This window comes from Ruegeria sp. HKCCD3925 (assembly GCF_057221175.1).
The window spans coordinates 454,256-471,433 of the sequence record NZ_JBWVBI010000002.1 but is presented as its reverse complement, the minus strand read 5'-3'; the positions used below and the strand labels follow the sequence as shown (position 1 = coordinate 471,433).

Here is a 17,178-nt window from a genome sequence, read left to right as displayed (position 1 = left end):
AGTTGATAACGATTGTTGTGACGACGAACAGAAAGACCATTGCACACCGGACATATCGTTCGCCCACACCATCGGTGTCGTGTTCTGGATTGGCGCATTTTTGGGACGGCCTTTTACGTAGTTTCGGCATTTCAAAACACTTTGCTCATCGGTGCTAAACATGCGGAAGTTGATCACCTGTAGCCTGAAAGAAGCGCGCTTCTGGGTGGAATATGTCAATTCGATGCGCCAAAATGCAAGGCAATCGAGACGCGTCTTCGGAAGATCTGCGCGACACAGTTCACCCACCCAATCAGGCCGGTTTCTTTATCTGTTACAACTAAAACGTTTATTCGGCATTAGAGCACTCCTTCTCTGGTCAGAGTTTGCCCCAAATTACGAACTCTGTTCGGACCCTTTTCTGAGTCACAGCCAAGGCCCCTTTCGATAAACCACTAAGTAATCTGCAGCCATTACTAGCCCACCACTCCGTGACCACGCACCTGCATGCAGTTCACAAGCACATGACGCCGCGCCATTTCGTCATTGTACTGGCCGCGCACAGATCCGACTATGCCACCTGCGATCGCACCTCCGATGACATCTTCCTTCTCGCCAACAACCCAACCAGTGACCGCGCCATCAATAGCGCCGAACGTAGCATCCATTTTACGCTGCCCAGGATTGAAACTCGCGGCCATCAATCGGCATTCAGCCTCATCTGTGTAGAAGGTCGCATTCCTGGTTCCGTCAACCATCAGTGGCTTCTGCATCGGGTACTGAGTGCATGCGGTAAGACTGATGAGAGCAACAAAAATGAACTTTTTCATCGCAGCTTTCCTTTCGGGAATCGAAGTAATTGCTTGGCGTACGCGCTAAACTTGCCTGCCTAGGCAAATCTCATTTAGGAAGTTTACGATTGTCGAAAAATAGCCCAGCCATTTTACGCAGCGTAAAATTGCATTTGTTTCGCTGGCTCGGTCGCAAACTTCTCTGGCGCATGAATGCAGCGCCTTTCTTGCGCAGCTAAGTTGGCTAAATAGGCAACTAGATTAGCGCGAAAAAACCATCGGCCGAGCATGCCGAAGGCGTGACGGCACGCAGCCGCGTAGGGCTGCGGCACAAGGAAGTCGGCGGCCCGAAAGTCCTTTTTCAATTTTTATAGGGTCTTCTATTCAGCCGCGTAACGCTCCATGTCGGCAAGGCGCGTATATCCGTCCCGCGTCTGTGGTGTTTTAATGCCTAGAATATTTCCGGCGATTTGGGTCCGGAGAATCTGTGCGGTCCCGCCGCCGATAGTGAACATGCGCACATCGCGATACATCCGCTCCAGAGGTTCACGATCGCTGTAGCCGCGCGCGCCGAACATCTGCAGCGCATCGCTGACCACCTCAATAGCCATCTCGGACGCAAAAAGCTTGGCGCGGGCGGCCATGGTCATATCGGGATACTGACTACCGTTTGGGCCACGCGATCGTGCCGCTTCATGGAGCAGCAACCTGGCTGCATGAACTTTCGTGTCCATATCGGCCAGCATCCATTGAAGCCCCTGGAATTCTGCAAGCGGGCGCCCGAACTGTTCACGTTGAACGAGGTAGCGTTTTGCATGTTCAAGTGCCCCTGCCGCAACACCCATAGCAACTGCTCCCGCACCGACGCGTTGCGAATTGTAAGCGTTCATCAGGTCGGCAAAGCCACGCTTCAATCCTGAAGGCGGTTTGACCAGCCATTTCTCGTTGATCTCGACATTTTCGAACCGCAATTCTGCTTCGGGCATACCGCAAAGGCCCATCGTGTATTCGCGACCCACCACGGTGAACCCCTTGGGCGTATCACCTGACATCGGATCGGCAAACAGAATGAAACCGCCAATCCCCTGATCGACGCCTGCCTCATCGAGCACGCGGGCAAAGATCAGGTACAGCTTCGAGACCCCTCCACCAGTGATCCAATGCTTGGACCCGTTGAGGATGTATGTGCGACCCTGTTTCCGCGCGGTAGTCTGCATTTCGGTCGCGGCACTTCCCGAGTCAGGTTCGGTTATGCAGATCGCAGGCTTATCTCCTGCCAGGACATGCTGAGCACAAAAAGCCTTCTGCTCATCATTGCCGTACCCCATGACCGCACTGATGCCGCCCATGTTGCCCTCGACAACGATGCGGGCGGTCAGGGTGCAGGCTTTTGCGATCTCTTCCACCACCATGGTGACATCCAGAAAACTCGCGCCCTGCCCACCATATTTCTTGGGAATGGTCATACCCATGATGCCAGCATCGGCCAATTCGCCAACATTCTGCCAGCAATACCTGCGCGATCTGTCCCAATCTGCGGCACGTTTCTCAAATTCTGGGGCCAGTTCTTTCGCAACGTTCACAAGCGGATGCGGCATGCGTATCCCTCGTCTCTGTTTTTTAACAGAATACGCTTGCAGTAATACAACACAATCGAATAAAATTGGATATCTAATCCAGTATACTTTAACTTATGCAGACACGTTCTCTCAGAACCCTCATACGGGTCTCGAATGTCGGCTCCTTTGCGAAAGCGGCCGAGCAGCAAAACATGACATTGTCTGCACTTTCAATGCAGATGAAGGCGCTTGAGGTGGAGCTTGGCGTCGACCTCTTTGACCGCACCGTACGACCACCGCGACTTACGCCAATCGGCCGGAGCGTCGTCGAGGCATCGATCCCGCTCCTGCAGCACGAAGACAGCCTTCTCAAAATCTGTCGCCCGACGGACACGCTTGTCGGGCATTTCCGAATAGGATTTGTCACAACTGCTGCCGTTCGCTTGCTGCCGAACTTCCTGAACAACGCAAAACGTCAAACACCGCAAGCGACCTTCTCATTCGAAACCGGCCTGTCCAAGGTTCTACAAGAAAAGGTTGTAAGCGGTCAGCTTGATGCCGCCCTTCTTACAGATGCAGAAGGTGTTCCAGACACGCTTGCGGAAAAGGTGCTTCGAGAGGAACCCTTTGCCTTTGCAGCCCATGAGAAATTGCTGAAAGACGGCCTCGCGGGTTTATTGAATGCACAGCCCTTCTTTCACTTTATGCCCGACACCGGGATCGGAAAACTCATTGCTGGAGAGATGCTTAAGCACAAAAGACCAAAGGGTTCCGAAACCATTGTCCTTGATAACCTTGAAGCGATTATGGAATGTGTTTCGGCAGGCTTGGGATTTACGCTTCTGCCTGTCCCCGATGTTTTGCGGTATCGGTCTGACGACGTCAAAAGTATTTGTCTCCCACAATCGTCGGCTCGGAAACTTGTTCTTGCGACCGTGCGCAAGGGCGCGCTGGCTGGAAGTGAGGCGATGCTTGCCGCGCTATTCTCGACAGGCGAGGCCGTCGCTGCGGGCGAATAAGAAACACCTTTCCTGCACTCGCGGCTTCGGCTTGATCGACTAAGGTCTTGAAACCCTCTTTTGGGTTCACGCAAGAACGACCGGAACCGGCCTTGGATAAACCGTTTAGATGCTGCGATGCAGCCTGTCTAACTAGCCACTCGCTACGGGAGCGATGGCCGCATTCACGGGAACTCATAATTCGCGGAACAGATCAGGCTATTGCAATTGTAAAAGGCGTGTCCGCCTCGTGCATTTCTCCAAACTGGCGCCGTGATGTCTTAAGGCGCGCTTGACCAATATTGGGATCATGATTCCCAAGGTGGATTTGAGCCAATCTCTGCGATCAGAAAATCCATGAATACCCGAACTTTGGGAGATAATACGTTGGACTTGGGATAGATAAGCCATAGAACATTGTCTTCCGTAGCCTCAAAGTCTGGCAGAATTTGCAACAACCGGCCCGATTTCAGGTGATCATACACGCTCCATAGTGCGTTTAGGGATATTCCGGCGCCGGCCAGAGTGGCGCAGACCTGGCTTTGGCCGTCGTCTATGATCAATTGACCCTTAGCCATCGCTGGGTCAAATGCGGTTTTCTCACCTGCCTTACCCGTTAGCGTGCGCAATTGGCGATTTTGGAAAGCGATCAGGTGGTGGCTTTTCAGATCGGCAGGTGTTTTGGGTGTGCCGTATGTGTCAAGATAGTGCGGCGCAGCGCACAGTATGCGTCGGTCATCAGCCAATTTTCGGCCTTTCAGGCTGGTGTCGACAAGCGGCGCATTTCTTAGTGCAAGGTCGTAACTCCCCTCGATAAGATCGAACTGCACATCCGACAGGCGCAAATCGAGCGTCAGATCGGGGTGCTGTTGAAGAAATTTCGGCAGGATTGGTGCAATGTAGAGCTGAGCAAAGGTGCTGGGTGCAGCGAAGCGCAATGTACCGCGGATGGTCGCTGTTTGTTTGCCCAACGCCGTAAGTGCCGCCTCTTCCTGCGCAATAATCTCTCGGGCGAAGGGCAGGAAATCGGCACCTTCAACAGACAGCGACACCTTGCGCGTTGTGCGATGTAACAGTTCGGAACCCAGGCTTTGCTCCAACTTGGCAAGCTTTGCGCTCGAGACAGCTGGAGCCATGCCCAAAGCGCGCCCCGCCGCACTGATGTTCAGCCTTTCTGCCGCCGCTACAAACAATCTCAGCGCGTCTGTATCAAGCCCCATTATATCGTAAACCCGAATTATCAATCCATGAATGGGCAGTTTATACGCAAATAGATTAGCGTTAAATCCCCTTCATGGATGCAACTCGGCATGGGAAGGAGACGCAGATGACGCGGACAGCCACAGTCAACTACCACGTTCACAAGCCCTGGCGGCAAGCCTTTGAACTAGATGCAGGCGGGATTGCTGGTAATTTGATTTCGCCCGAACTGGCCAGCACGGCTGTTGCATTGACAGATGCCCGCACCACGAGCAACACAGTTACATTTGCGTCTGATGTTGTTGAGTTCGCGCTGCTGGAAACGCAGGTACAAGATTTTACCGGCGAGGTCTGGAAACCGACATACGATGCGGAACTAACGGCAATGCTCTCGAACAAGTTAGGTGCGCGCGAGGTTGTGGTTTTTGATCACACGGTTCGGATAGATGACCCAGGAGCGACGCGCAAACCCGCGCGCAACGTCCACAGTGACTATAGCAAGGAAGGAGCCGAACAGCGGCTTGTCGATCTTTTGGGTGCCGAGGCCGCAGCCGAGTGGGCGCGCGGTCACTATGCTTTTGTTAATGTGTGGCGCCCTGTGGATCATCCTATCAACTCAGCACCCCTGGGCTTTGTTCGCCCGTCATCAGTTGAACCGTCTGATTGGATTTTGCTGGACCTGATCTATCCCGACCGCAATGGGCAAATAATGGGGCTGGTAGGAAACCCCAGGCATGAGTGGATTTATCAGTCGAAGATGACGCCGGATGAGGTCGCGATCTTCAACATCTATGACAATCGAGGTGCTCCGTCGATCGCGCATAGTGCGCTTGATATGGTCGAAGATTCAAACGTCAACACCATTCGCAAAAGCATCGAGAGCCGCACATTGGTGCGCTATTAAAGGAGAGCCGGACATGTTGGATAAAATGCAGCCTGCTGATTTTGCCCAAATCAACGTGGCCTATAACCGGGTATTTCGACCGGGACGGCTGAGCGTTGGCCTTGTGTTGCCGCTCGAAGCATATGCAGTCGGTGCAGAGCCGACGCTTCGGGATCATCTGGAAGCGGCTCGGAAAGCGGAGAACCTCGGGTTTGCATCACTTTGGCTGCGCGACGTGCCATTCAACGTTCCAAGCTTTGGTGATGCAGGACAGATTTTCGATCCATTTGTCTATCTGGGTGCGCTTGCTGCGGTTACGGACCGAATTGCCCTTGGAACCGCGAGCGTGATCCTGCCATTGCGTCACCCCGCTCATGTAGCCAAGGCGGCGGCGAGCGCGGATGTGCTCTCGGGCGGACGGTTGCTCTTGGGTGTAGCCTCCGGGGACCGGCCTGAGGAGTATCCGGCTATGAACCAGAGCTATGATGACCGCGGGGCACGTTTCCGCGACAGCTTTGACTATATCCGCGCCGTTGGATTGGACTATCCCGAGCGTGAAAGTGCACAGGGTACGCTGTCTGGCGGGATTGACCTGCTGCCAAAGCCGCATGGGACCCGCCTGCCGATGATTATTACGGGTGGTAGCCAGCAATCCCCCGATTGGGTGGCGCAGAACGGCGATGGTTGGATGACCTATCCGCGCAATGCGACTGCCCAAAGGCAGGCTATTGCGGACTATCGGAGGCGCGGTAAGGAAGCGGGCCAGCCAGACAAGCCTGTCATGCAATCCCTGTATATCGATGTCGTTGCCGATCACGCCGCACCACCGCGCCCGATCCATCTTGGGTTTCAGTCTGGCACCGATTTCCTGCGTAGCTATCTACGTGAAATAGAAACGCTTGGGGTCAATCACGTTGCACTGAACCTACGGTTCAATCAAGCGCCCATCGATACGACCCTCGAACACTTGGCAGATACCGTACTGCCCGACTTTTCCTAAAGGATCAGATCAATGACCAAGACTATACTCATTACAGGTTCAACCGACGGCATTGGTTTGCTCACGGCAAAGAAGCTGGCCGCCGATGGACACAAAGTACTTCTGCATGGACGCAGTACCTCCAAATTGGACAGCGCGGCCTCCGAAGTCGGCGGCGATGTCGAAACTTATAGCGCTGATCTGAGCGATCTGTCCGCAGTGCGAGAACTGGCTGAGAGCGTAAAGGCCAAACATGACAAACTGGACGTGTTGATCAACAATGCAGGTGTGCTGAAAGCTCCGCAAACCGTGCTTGCGAATGGGCAGGACATCCGCTTTGTCGTCAACACACTCGCACCCTATCTGCTCACAGAATTGCTGATGCCGATCATTCCCGCCGCCGGGCGCGTCGTGAACCTGTCATCGGCAGCGCAGGCCCCGGTGAATATAAATGCACTGGAGGGTAGTGTCCCGCTGGCTGATATGGAGGCTTATGCGCAAAGCAAGCTGGCGATCACCATCTGGACCCGGGAATGGGCCAAATCTCTGTCCGATGCACCCGTCATGGTCGCGGTAAATCCCGGATCGCTGTTGGCCTCAAAGATGGTGAAAGAAGGATTCGGCTTAGCCGGGAACGATATGAACATCGGCGCTGATATCCTGATTGATGCGGCATTGGGTGATCGGTTCGCTGATGCGTCAGGTGCCTATTTTGACAATGACAGCGGTGCCTTCGCGAATCCACATGCCGCAGCACTGGACAAAACTCACGTCGCCGACGTCATGAACACAATCAAAGGTTTGATTAACCAGACCAACTGACCCGCGCTGCGCTAAAGCCATACGCGCTTCCAACTTTAACCTCCCTTACCCCTCGCGCGTGCCGCGTCGAGGCCCAAGAAAGGACTGTCTGATGAAATATGAGAACTTTCAAACCTTTGACGTTGCTGTTGAAAACGGCATCGCAACAGTCACATTCAACTTTGGCACCGTAAACGTGCAAGGCCAGGAAATGCTGGCCGACCTCAACAGTCTGGCCATGCGGCTAGAGCGAGACCGCGAAACCAAGGTCGTGATCTTTCAATCCGCCAACCCGGAAATCTGGGTCTGCCACTACGATACCGAGCTGCTCAAGGATATGTCGACTGAGGCCGTATCCCGCGAGGACGCACAGCTTTTGGACCTTCAATCGGTCTGCGAGCGGATCAGCAAGGTGCCACAAGCCACCATCGCAAAGCTGGAAGGGTTCGCACGTGGTGGCGGACACGAGTTGGCGTTGGCGCTCGACATGCGATTTGCGGCGCGGGGTAAGTACAAGTTCATGCAGATGGAAGTTGGAATGGGCATCCTGCCTTGCGGCGGCGGTGCTTCGCGCATGGCACGTCAAACCGGCCTTGGAAAAGCGCTTGAGATCATCCTGAGCGCACAAGACTACGATGCGGATGATGCAGAACGTCTGGGCACCATAAACAAGGCTTTGGAGCCAGATGAGATTGGCCCGTATGTGACGGCTCTGGCCGAGCGGATCGCAAAATTCCCGGCAGAGTCGATCAATGCCTGCAAGCAGATGGTCTATGAATCCATCGACAAACCCATTGATGAAGCGCTGAAGGCCGAAGCCTATTGGCTGTATCAGGCCACAAGCAAAACCCCGGCGGTCAAACGGTTCACCATCGCGGATGAACAGGGTCTGGAACACGACATCGAAAACCAGCGCAAGTGGGGCGATCTGGTTATGCAGGTTCAGGATATCAACTGATCCGTCCTCCAACACAATGATCACGTCAGGCGTGCGCTGTTCAAAGCCGCGCCTGACACTTCGTTAAAAAAGGAATATCCCAATGAAAGCAATGGTTCTGAACGCCTACGGACCCGATGCACCGTTCGAGCTTGTAGAAATGCCTGACCCGGTCGCAACGTCTGGGCATGTAGTCGTCAAAGTGGCCGCGGCCAGCGTCAATACCGTCGATACAATGATCCGAAGCATGGGCGCGGATCTACCTCTGTCCCCCAATTTGCCCGCGGTCCTTGGCATGGATTTTGCTGGCACAATCACAGCCGTTGGCGAAGGTGTTATAGGTTTTTCCATAGGCGATGAGGTGTATGGCTGCGCCGGTGGTTTGATGGACCTCCCTGGTTCGCTTGCCGAGTACATCAATGCGGATGCCCGCCTGATTGCACACAAACCCAAGACGCTGAGCATGCGAGAGGCCGCGGCGCTGCCTCTCGTAGGCATCACCGCCTACGAAGGATTGACCCGCGCCGGTGTCGGCGAAGGGCAGACCGTTCTGGTTCAAGGCGGTGCCGGTGGCGTTGGTCATGTTGCCGTTCAAGTTGCGCGCCACTTTGGCGCAACCGTTTCGGCAACAGGTCGCGGAGCGGATCAGTTAGCCCTCATCGAGGATCTCGGTGCGCGCCCGTTGGATTTCACAACCCAAAAGGTCGAGGACTACGTGGCCGAACACACTGATGGCGTGGGCTTCGATGTGGTGTTTGATAGCGTGGGTGGGCCTAACATGACGAACTCGTTCGAAGCGGCCAAGCTCAATGGCCAAGTCGCCTCAACCGTCGCGATGGTCGAGATTGATCTGACACCTGTGCATTTCAAAGGTCTGTCTCTGCACGTCGTCTTCATGCTGATCCCGATGATGCATGATGTCGGGCGTCAATCCCATGGTGACATCCTGAAAACTCTGGCGGAAATGGCGGACGCGGGCCAACTCAAACCAATTGTTGACGAACAGAGGTTTGGGTGGACCAATGTCGATGCAGCCTATGAGCACCTGACAAACGGAGCGGCGGTCGGAAAAGTTGTTGTAGAGCTGTGAACGGAACCGGCCGGGATTGGTGCGCAGAGATATAATTGTGCACCATTCCAGTAGGGCCTGATATTGATATCGACCATCAGTACTCAGCCAAGCTGAATGCAAGTTGCAGCTCAGATTGCTATGAACTCAAAGCACTGGTCGGAGCTGACGCAGCACATGGATCCCCTCCGCTGCTGGCGATACTAACTGGTACCGCCATTGCGGTTTCCAGTCCCAAGAACCTTTACTTCCAGCCAGTGGAAACCAAATGCGATCACGCCCGCGACGAGAATATAGAATACGGCCAACAGGATGAGCGGCTCGTAAATAATGAAAGTGTCGGAGCGCACACGTGAAGATACGGCGTAAATGTCGACGACAGTGATCGTCGCAACCAATGGAGTTGCTTTGAGTTGCAATATGGTTTCACCGCCCAATGTCGGCAGGACGTTGCGGATAGCTTGCGGCAACCAGATACGGCGAAACATGGTGAAACGTGGCATGCCAAATGCCTTGGCTGCCTCAAGCTGACCCTTGGCGACCCCTTTGAAGGCACCGCGCATCACCTCTCCTTCGTAGCCGGCATAGGACAACGTCAGCGCCAGTACTGCATATGGCCAGGCCTGTCGCAAATAGGGCCACAACTCGGAAGAGCGTATCCAGGGGAACTGCGGAAACAAAGACCCAAGCCCATAATACAATAACCAGAGTTGCAGCAGCAGCGGTGTGCCACGGATTATAGTGCAAAATGCCTTGGCAGGGGCGGCAAGATACCAAGGCCCAACCGCCTGTGCCAATCCAAGTGGAACGGCGAGTAGGAAACCCAAAACTACGGTGACCACCAACAGCCAGATTGTCGTCCAAATGCCCTGAAGGGCGAGCGGCGCATATTTCGGGATCCAGTCCCACTGAAGAGAGACGGCGCACCAGACAACGATTCCAGCGAATATCAGCATCATCACAATGCGATGTGGTTGCATCAACGATCTGAAATCAATCATCTGCCCCCTCCTTTAAGGGAGGGTTGGCCGCGACGCGCCCATTTCTCAATCCGAGCGAAGATGCCGCCCGAACACAGCGTTACCATGAGATAAAGAAATCCCGCTGCCAGAAAGAAAGTAAAATAGGCGCGTGTACTGCTTGCAGCCTGGCGGGTTTCCAGTGTCAGCTCGTTGAAACCCACAACAGCGAGCAACGCGGTATCTTTGGTTGCAATCAGCCACAGGTTGGCAAGACCTGGCACGGCGAAGCTCATCATGGCCGGGATTGTCACGCGGCGCATGGTCATGAAGGCGGGCATCCCGTAGGATTTGGCGGCTTCGATCTGACCGGGCGGAACCGCCTGAATTGCGCCGCGCAAAATCTCGGTCGCGTAAGCACCCTGGACAACACCCAGCACCCATATGCCTGCGCCAACACCACTGACCTCAACCCGACCCCCGCCCATTGCGGCGGAGATTTTGTTTATGATGTCAGATCCCACGTAATACAGGATCAGTATCAGGACCAGCTCGGGCACAGCCCGGATCACCGTCGTGTAGATGGCGAGAAGATCGCGCGTGACCTTCCCGCCATAGAGTTTGCCATAAGCTCCGAACAATCCGATCACGAGACCGAGGGCATAAGCGCCGAAAGCGATCTGCAATGAGTGGGACAATCCGCGCAGCAGATTGGCCCCCCATCCCGGCGGCGAGAGCGACAAAAGCTCTGCGCTCTGCGCCAATCCAAGTGAATCCAACAGTCCGTTCACAGCAGCGGCTTAGTAAATGCTGGCCGAGAAATAGTTCGATGTGATCTTCTCGTGCGTGCCATCGGCAAGAATTGCGGCGATGCCTTTGTTCAGCGCCTCACGCAGGTCATCTTGCCCTTTGCGCACGCCAGCCCCAACGCCGCGTCCCAGAATAGCGGGATCATCTGCAACGGCGCCTTTAATTTCACAGCAAGCGCCCGCATCCGAGTTTACAAAGTCGGCCATGGCGATGCTGTCTGCTTGAGTTGCATCAATACGGCCTGCGAACAGGTCCTGATTGGCCTCATCCTGTGTCTGATAAACCCGCAGTTCAGCATCCTTGAAATATTCCTGCGCATAGGCCTGGTGGATGGTCGAAGCCTGAATGCCGACAACTTTACCCGCCAGCGACTCTGGTGTCGCTTCGATATCCATCGATTTGTCCGCAACGATCACAGCGGGTGTGTTGTAGTAAGGATCGCTGAAATCAATGGTTTTCATCCGCTCCTCGGTGATCGACATAGAGGCCATGATGGCGTCGATTTGCTGCCCGGTCAGCGATGGGATGATACCATCCCAGGCTACAGGCGTTATAACACAGTCCAGTTCGGCAGCGGCACAGACAGCATTGATAACATCGATCTCCCATCCAACCCAGTTGCCTGAGCTGTCAAGCGAAGCGAATGGTGGATAAGGTTCAGCCGCGATACCGATCTTGACCTCTTCGGCACTGGCGACACCAACTGAAAGGATGGCGGCGGCAACTCCGGACGCAAGCAGTTTCTTAAGGTTCATTTTGTTACTCCCTTTTGGTTCATTAGTTTGTTTTGACTGAATCAGGCGACCGAGCTGAGGAACTGCCTCAACCGCTCTGATTTTGGATTACCGAAGACCTCGGCAGGTGGACCCTGCTCTTCAATGCGGCCTTCGAAAAGATAGACAACGTGGCTGGCAACTTCGCGCGCAAATTTCATTTCATGGGTGACGAGCAGCATGGTGCGTCCTTCACCAGCGAGATCACGGATCACGTTCAAAACTTCGCCGACCAACTCGGGGTCCAGCGCCGATGTGGGCTCATCGAAAAGCATCACCGAAGGATCTACAGCAAGCGCACGGGCAATGGCGGCGCGCTGTTGCTGACCGCCAGATAGATAGGCCGGAAAGGTGTCGGCCTTGTCACCAAGCCCTACCCTTTTCAACAGGTCGTGCGCCCGCGAGATAGCCTCTGCCTTTGGCGCCTTTAGGACATGTATCGGCACTTCGATCACGTTCTCCAGAAGCGTGCGATGCGTCCACAGATTGAACTGCTGAAAAACCATTGCCAGCCGCGTTCGGATACGCTCGATCTGGCGGCGGTTCGCGGGGCTACCATCGGCGTGCATTTCAACCAATTCACCGCCTATGGTGATTTTTCCCGAGCTCGGCGTTTCCAAGAAGTTGATACAGCGCAGCATGGTGGATTTGCCCGAGCCTGACCCCCCGATGATTGCGACAACGTCCCCCTTGTTGGCAGTCAGGGAGACACCCTTCAGGACCTCTAGCGCACCAAAGGATTTGTGCAGGTCCTCAATCTTTATCGCCTCAATGGACGCAGTGGCTTCGGGTGTGGGTGATGCTGCTTCGGCTGTGTCCATATCTATCAATCTTCTGATTTCAGCTTGCAGTAAGCCTCGAATCTCGCAATTATGCAAGTGTATAATAACTCCATGCCATGGATGACACTGACGTGCAGGACGACAGCCGCAAATTTAAACGTGAATCTGCTGAGTTTCGGCGCGAGGCGCTGATATTGGCGACTTTGGACCTGATCGCCGAGATGGGCGTCCACGGTGCCACGGTGCGTGATATTGCAGCCCGCGCGAACGTGACCCAAGGGTTGATCCGTCATTATTTCTCTTCAAAAGAAGAGTTGGTTCAAGCGGCGTATGAGCACCACATGAATACGCTAACCGATCAGACAGCAGCTTCGTCAGGAATGGGAAGCGCGGTATCTCAGTTGACCAACTTCGTTGACGCGTCGCTGCGACCACCAATCGTTGATCCAAGCGCCGTGGCGTTGTGGGCCAGCTTTCTGAACAAGGTGCAACATGATTCAAAAATGCAGCGCATTCACCAGCAGACCTATAACTATTTCCGGGGTCACCTCGAGGAGCTGATCGTCGCCGCATTGCTGGAAACCGGACGTTCAGTTGCTGCAACGGAGGCAACGCAACTGGCCATTGCTTGCAACGCGGTAATCGACGGCCTTTGGCTGGAAGGCGGTGCGCTTCCGGACGCGTTTTCCGAAGGGCAACTGGCGCGGATCGGCTTGGACTCCGTGAGCGCCATCCTGGGGATACCATTAAACAAAGAGGCGGAGCAGCCATGAAGACAACATCTCTGACTGAGCGCTTAGCGGGGTTGGGTGGTGCCAAATGGGGTGTACACCTGAAAGCACGTGACCTTATCAAAGCCGGAGTGGATATCGTCGAAATGACGATTGGAGAACCGGATGTGCCCGTGCCAGCCGCATTGGTAGAAGCCACCGTAACCTCCTTGCGGGCACAACGGACAGGGTATTCCAACGGGCGCGGTGAAGCCGGACTGCTTGACGCGCTTGCTGCTCGCTATTCAGCCTCTCGGGGGCGGCCCTTCGGACCCGAGAACTTTTTGTGCTTTCCCGGGACGCAAACCGCCCTTTTTGCAGTGATGTCCGGGATTGCAGAGGCCGGAGACGAAGTTTTGGTTGGTGATCCGATGTACGCGACATACGAAGGAGTCGTGCGTGCATCCGGGGCGGATATGGTGCCTGTGCCGCTTCGGCCAGAGCACGGGTTTCGCATGCAAGCCGAAGATATTGCTGCACGCATCACTCCACGCAGCAGCGCCATTCTTCTGACAACGCCACACAACCCGACAGGTGCAATTCTGACTACCACGGAAATTGCCGAAATCGGGCAGCTCGCCATGGCGCACGATTTATGGATCATCTCGGACGAGGTCTATGAAGAACTGATCTTTGACGAGGCCGAATTTGCTTCACCATTGGCAGACCCGAAACTGGCGGATCGTGTCATAGGTGTATCATCCATCTCGAAATCACATGCTGCCCCAGGGTTTCGTAGCGGTTGGTGTGTCGGACCAGCAGCGTTTTGTGAAGCGCTGCTGCCGTATTCCGAAACAATGCTCTTTGGCAATCAGCCCTTCATCGCGGACATGACCGAAAAGGCAATCCGCGACGGGTCCGAGGTTGCGCCCGGCATGGCCGCTCGTTTCTCTCGCCGCGCCACCCTGCTGGCTGATCGTCTTGAAGCAGAAACGGATCTGACGGTTCATCGCCCAGAGGCGGGAATGTTCGCCCTCATCAACGTTTCTGCCACCGGGTTTGATGGTGAAGCTTATGCGTGGGATCTGTTACAGGCCGGGGTGGCTGTCATGCCAGGGTCCGCCTTTGGCGACGGTCTGAAAGACTGGGTCCGGGTCGCGCTGACGATTAGTGACGCCGATTTTGCCACAGCGGTTTCTCGCATCATTGATCACGCCAACAGCAAATCACGCGAGGTTGCATGAGCGGAATGACAATCGGCGAAGCTTTGGTTGCCAAGCTTCGCCAAAGAGATGTGACCTGCGTCTTCGGAATTCCGGGCGTTCACACGGTCGAACTTTACCGCGGTCTTGCGGCTTCGGGCATTCGTCATATCACGCCCAGGCATGAACAGGGTGCTGGTTTCATGGCTGATGGTTATGCGCGTGTTTCGGGGAAACCGGGTGTGACCTTTGTGATCACCGGCCCCGGATTGACCAACACCTTGACACCCATGGCGCAGGCGCGCGCTGATTCAATTCCGATGTTGGTGGTCTCTGGTGTCAATAAGACCACTTCACTTGGCAAGGGCTTGGGACATCTGCATGAATTGCCAGACCAACTGGGGCTGGCCAGAACAGTTGCGTTGGTGTCAGAACAAGTTCCCGACTCCAACGCTCTGGACCCGGTCTTGGACCGTGTTTTTCACGACCTGACCAACGGTCGCCCAGGGCCGGTGCATATAGAGGTCCCGTTGGATGTAGCGGCAGAAAAATATCAAAAAACACCAGTCGAGACGCTCGATCCAGCACCCCCGGTCAATCCAGACTTAATCTCACAAGCGGCAAGGCAACTGGCTGAAGCAAATAGAGTTGTCATTCTGGCGGGTGGTGGCGCGAAAAAAGCGGAAACCGATTTACAGACATTGGCTGAAACTCTCGATGCCCCCGTCGTGCAAACCGTCAACGCACGGGGCCTGATGCACGGACATCCACTGACCGTTCCGGCCAGCCCCAGCCTCAAAGCAGTACGCGAGCTGATAGAAAGCGCTGATTGCGTTCTGGCTTTGGGAACCGAATTGGGGCCAACCGACTATGACATGTACGCCACCGAGCAAATAGCAGGAAGGTCAGGCCTGATCCGGGTGGATCGCTGCAGCGATCAACTGGCGCGACATGAGGCAGCGCTAACCATTCAAGGTGACGTTAATTTGGTTGTACCGGCGCTTTTTGGGGCATTGTCCAATGAGGCAAAGCAAGACGACGGTGCCGAACGCGCCAGCAAAACACGCCGCGCCGCCTGGGAGGAAATTGGTCCGGACTATCGCCATCAGGTCGAAATCCTGAACGCCATTCGCTCGGCAGTTCCGAATGCATTGATGGTCGGAGACTCAACCCAACCAATTTATGCCGGCAATCTTTTCTACGACCACGACCGGGCCGGAGGTTGGTTCAACGCAGCAACGGGATATGGCGCGCTCGGCTACGGGATACCCGCTGCCATCGGCGCGTCGATCGCCGATCCGACTGCAAGGGCGATCTGCATTGTCGGCGATGGAGGTGCACAGTTTTCATTGCCTGAAATCATGGCCGCAGCAGATGAAAACCTGCCGGTCACCTTCGTGATCTGGAACAATCATGGATACCAGGAAATTGCCGCGTCGATGCGGGATGTGGGTGTGACCGTCATAGGTTGTGATCCTTCGCCCCCGAATTTTTCTGCATCAGCCAAGTCTTTTGGCATTCCATTCACCAAGGTTCCGGCCGAACCACAGGCTGTCGCGCAGGCGTTTCGCGAAACTGTCGCTTTAGATGGGCCTGCAATGATCGAAGTCATCGCTCCGAAATGTGAACCTCAGAAAGATTGAAACATGTCAGACCCGACCTTTGAGTTCTCCCGCGCCATCACCCGCCGCCCGGCTGCGACCATTGCTGGCGGTTTGCGTGCAAAGGATATTGGAAACCCCGATTTCGAAGGGATGATGGCGGCACACAAGGCTTACGTGGCTGCACTGAAAAGCACCGGGGCTGAAGTGATCGAACTTGATCCCCTCGACGCGTTCCCCGACGCGCAGTTTGTCGAGGATACGGCCCTTTGCCTGCCGCAAGGCGCTGTGCTGATGCGGCCAGGCGCACCATCGCGGATGGGTGAGGTGGCAGAAATGGCGCCAAATCTTCGCGCTTGCTACGAGACGGTTCTGGAAATCAACGGCCCCGGCCATATCGAGGGCGGAGATATTCTTGTAACCGGCCGCGAAATTTTGGTGGGCAGATCAGACCGCACTGACGCTGAAGGTGTCGCCGAGCTGTCTAAAATCACCTCCGCGTGGGGCCACAAACTGCGTGAAGTGTTTACACCGGAAGGCGTTTTGCACTTCAAGACAGATTGTTCACTGATGGATGCCGAAACAATCCTGTCTACCCGAAGACTTGATGCATCAGGCTGCTTTGAGGGCTACCGAGTGCTTCATGTTGCTGATGGGGAAGAAGCTGCTGCCAACGCGATCCGCTTCAACAATCTGGTGCTGATGGCTGCTGGCTTCTCACGCACAGCGGACATGTTGGATCGTGAAGGGTTTGAGATCGTAGAAATTGACAACACCGATTGCGCCAAGCTGGATGGCGGCATGTCATGTCTCTCGCTAAGACTTTGAAGGGTTATTCGCCAACTTTTGGTCATCGGCGGTGTTTTAGTTGGCGAATGAATATCAAGCTTTTTAGCCGAAAGCTAATTTGCGATTGCCCTCCAAGGCACACAGTATCCCAAGGTTTTTAGCTGCGAAGCTAGTATTAACTACATTCTGAGCAAGGCTGGTGATATTCTTAGCAGGTGAGTTCCCCCTATGCAGCAGAAAAATCGGAGATTGCTCCAGGGATCGAACATCGCCAGCACAGGGCTCGAAAAATCGAGCTGAAACCACGCGTCGGTGCCTCGACTGGAGAAGATCATGGAGTGGTGCAAGTCACTCGG

General features: G+C 54.9%; 17 protein-coding genes. 10 read left to right on the top strand and 7 right to left on the bottom strand.

The genetic code is table 11. The features are described 5' to 3' along the window. Positions 1-455: 455 nt before the first annotated feature. Complete coding sequence (locus AC2TEM_RS06930) at positions 456-809, bottom strand: hypothetical protein (RefSeq protein WP_170394225.1); 354 nt, start codon at positions 807-809, stop codon at positions 456-458. Positions 810-1,150: 341 nt separating this feature from the next. Next, complete coding sequence (acdA, locus tag AC2TEM_RS06925) at positions 1,151-2,368, bottom strand: 3-sulfinopropanoyl-CoA desulfinase (RefSeq protein ID WP_170423038.1); 1,218 nt, start codon at positions 2,366-2,368, stop codon at positions 1,151-1,153. 95 nt (positions 2,369-2,463) lie between these two features. Between acdA and AC2TEM_RS06920 the strand changes: the two genes are divergently transcribed. Next, positions 2,464-3,348: a LysR family transcriptional regulator gene (locus tag AC2TEM_RS06920; protein WP_170423036.1), complete on the top strand. Its 885-nt coding sequence runs from the start codon at positions 2,464-2,466 to the stop codon at positions 3,346-3,348. A gap of 287 nt (positions 3,349-3,635) precedes the next feature. Here the strand turns inward: AC2TEM_RS06920 and AC2TEM_RS06915 are convergent, their stop codons facing one another. After that, positions 3,636-4,547: a LysR family transcriptional regulator gene (locus AC2TEM_RS06915; protein WP_170423034.1), complete on the bottom strand. Its 912-nt coding sequence runs from the start codon at positions 4,545-4,547 to the stop codon at positions 3,636-3,638. A 107-nt stretch (positions 4,548-4,654) separates the two neighbouring features. Here AC2TEM_RS06915 and AC2TEM_RS06910 point away from each other — a divergent pair, with 107 nt between their 5' ends. From AC2TEM_RS06910 to AC2TEM_RS06890, 5 genes are all read left to right on the top strand, one after another. Next, positions 4,655-5,431: a CmcJ/NvfI family oxidoreductase gene (locus AC2TEM_RS06910; protein ID WP_170423032.1), complete on the top strand. Its 777-nt coding sequence runs from the start codon at positions 4,655-4,657 to the stop codon at positions 5,429-5,431. A gap of 13 nt (positions 5,432-5,444) precedes the next feature. Continuing rightward, a complete protein-coding gene (locus AC2TEM_RS06905; protein WP_170423030.1) occupies positions 5,445-6,410 on the top strand; it encodes an LLM class oxidoreductase in 966 nt (321 codons plus the stop codon). Positions 6,411-6,422: 12 nt separating this feature from the next. Then, positions 6,423-7,211: an SDR family NAD(P)-dependent oxidoreductase gene (locus AC2TEM_RS06900; protein ID WP_170423028.1), complete on the top strand. Its 789-nt coding sequence runs from the start codon at positions 6,423-6,425 to the stop codon at positions 7,209-7,211. Positions 7,212-7,302: 91 nt separating this feature from the next. Next, on the top strand, positions 7,303-8,148 hold the full coding sequence (locus AC2TEM_RS06895; RefSeq protein WP_170394211.1) for an enoyl-CoA hydratase/isomerase family protein: 846 nt from the start codon (positions 7,303-7,305) through the stop codon (positions 8,146-8,148). A gap of 82 nt (positions 8,149-8,230) precedes the next feature. Beyond that, positions 8,231-9,217: a zinc-dependent alcohol dehydrogenase family protein gene (locus AC2TEM_RS06890; RefSeq protein ID WP_170423026.1), complete on the top strand. Its 987-nt coding sequence runs from the start codon at positions 8,231-8,233 to the stop codon at positions 9,215-9,217. Positions 9,218-9,399: 182 nt separating this feature from the next. Here the strand turns inward: AC2TEM_RS06890 and AC2TEM_RS06885 are convergent, their stop codons facing one another. Genes AC2TEM_RS06885 through AC2TEM_RS06870 form a run of 4 tightly spaced genes read right to left on the bottom strand, consistent with a single transcriptional unit; the run spans position 9,400 to position 12,559 of the window. Then, the gene (locus tag AC2TEM_RS06885) at positions 9,400-10,197 is read right to left on the bottom strand and encodes an ABC transporter permease (RefSeq protein ID WP_170407528.1); all 798 of its coding nucleotides are present in this window, start codon (positions 10,195-10,197) and stop codon (positions 9,400-9,402) included. Next, entirely contained in the window at positions 10,194-10,946 is a 753-nt protein-coding gene (locus AC2TEM_RS06880) for an ABC transporter permease (RefSeq protein WP_170423024.1), read from the bottom strand. Before AC2TEM_RS06880 ends, AC2TEM_RS06885 begins: the two co-directional genes overlap by 4 nt. A 9-nt stretch (positions 10,947-10,955) precedes the next feature. Further along, the gene (locus AC2TEM_RS06875) at positions 10,956-11,720 is read right to left on the bottom strand and encodes a transporter substrate-binding domain-containing protein (protein WP_170423022.1); all 765 of its coding nucleotides are present in this window, start codon (positions 11,718-11,720) and stop codon (positions 10,956-10,958) included. A 41-nt stretch (positions 11,721-11,761) separates the two neighbouring features. Next, complete coding sequence (locus AC2TEM_RS06870; protein ID WP_170423021.1) at positions 11,762-12,559, bottom strand: ATP-binding cassette domain-containing protein; 798 nt, start codon at positions 12,557-12,559, stop codon at positions 11,762-11,764. Positions 12,560-12,636: 77 nt separating this feature from the next. Here AC2TEM_RS06870 and AC2TEM_RS06865 point away from each other — a divergent pair, with 77 nt between their 5' ends. The 4 genes from AC2TEM_RS06865 to AC2TEM_RS06850 are packed head-to-tail and all read left to right on the top strand — an operon-like array spanning position 12,637 to position 16,861. Continuing rightward, positions 12,637-13,293 (top strand): TetR/AcrR family transcriptional regulator, encoded by a 657-nt coding sequence (locus AC2TEM_RS06865; protein ID WP_480735361.1) that lies wholly within the window; start codon positions 12,637-12,639, stop codon positions 13,291-13,293. Further along, entirely contained in the window at positions 13,290-14,474 is a 1,185-nt protein-coding gene (locus tag AC2TEM_RS06860; RefSeq protein ID WP_170423019.1) for a pyridoxal phosphate-dependent aminotransferase, read from the top strand. Before AC2TEM_RS06865 ends, AC2TEM_RS06860 begins: the two co-directional genes overlap by 4 nt. Then, positions 14,471-16,075 (top strand): 5-guanidino-2-oxopentanoate decarboxylase, encoded by a 1,605-nt coding sequence (locus AC2TEM_RS06855; protein ID WP_170423017.1) that lies wholly within the window; start codon positions 14,471-14,473, stop codon positions 16,073-16,075. Before AC2TEM_RS06860 ends, AC2TEM_RS06855 begins: the two co-directional genes overlap by 4 nt. Before the next feature lie 3 nt (positions 16,076-16,078). After that, the gene (locus tag AC2TEM_RS06850; protein WP_170423015.1) at positions 16,079-16,861 is read left to right on the top strand and encodes an arginine deiminase family protein; all 783 of its coding nucleotides are present in this window, start codon (positions 16,079-16,081) and stop codon (positions 16,859-16,861) included. Positions 16,862-17,178: the final 317 nt, after the last annotated feature.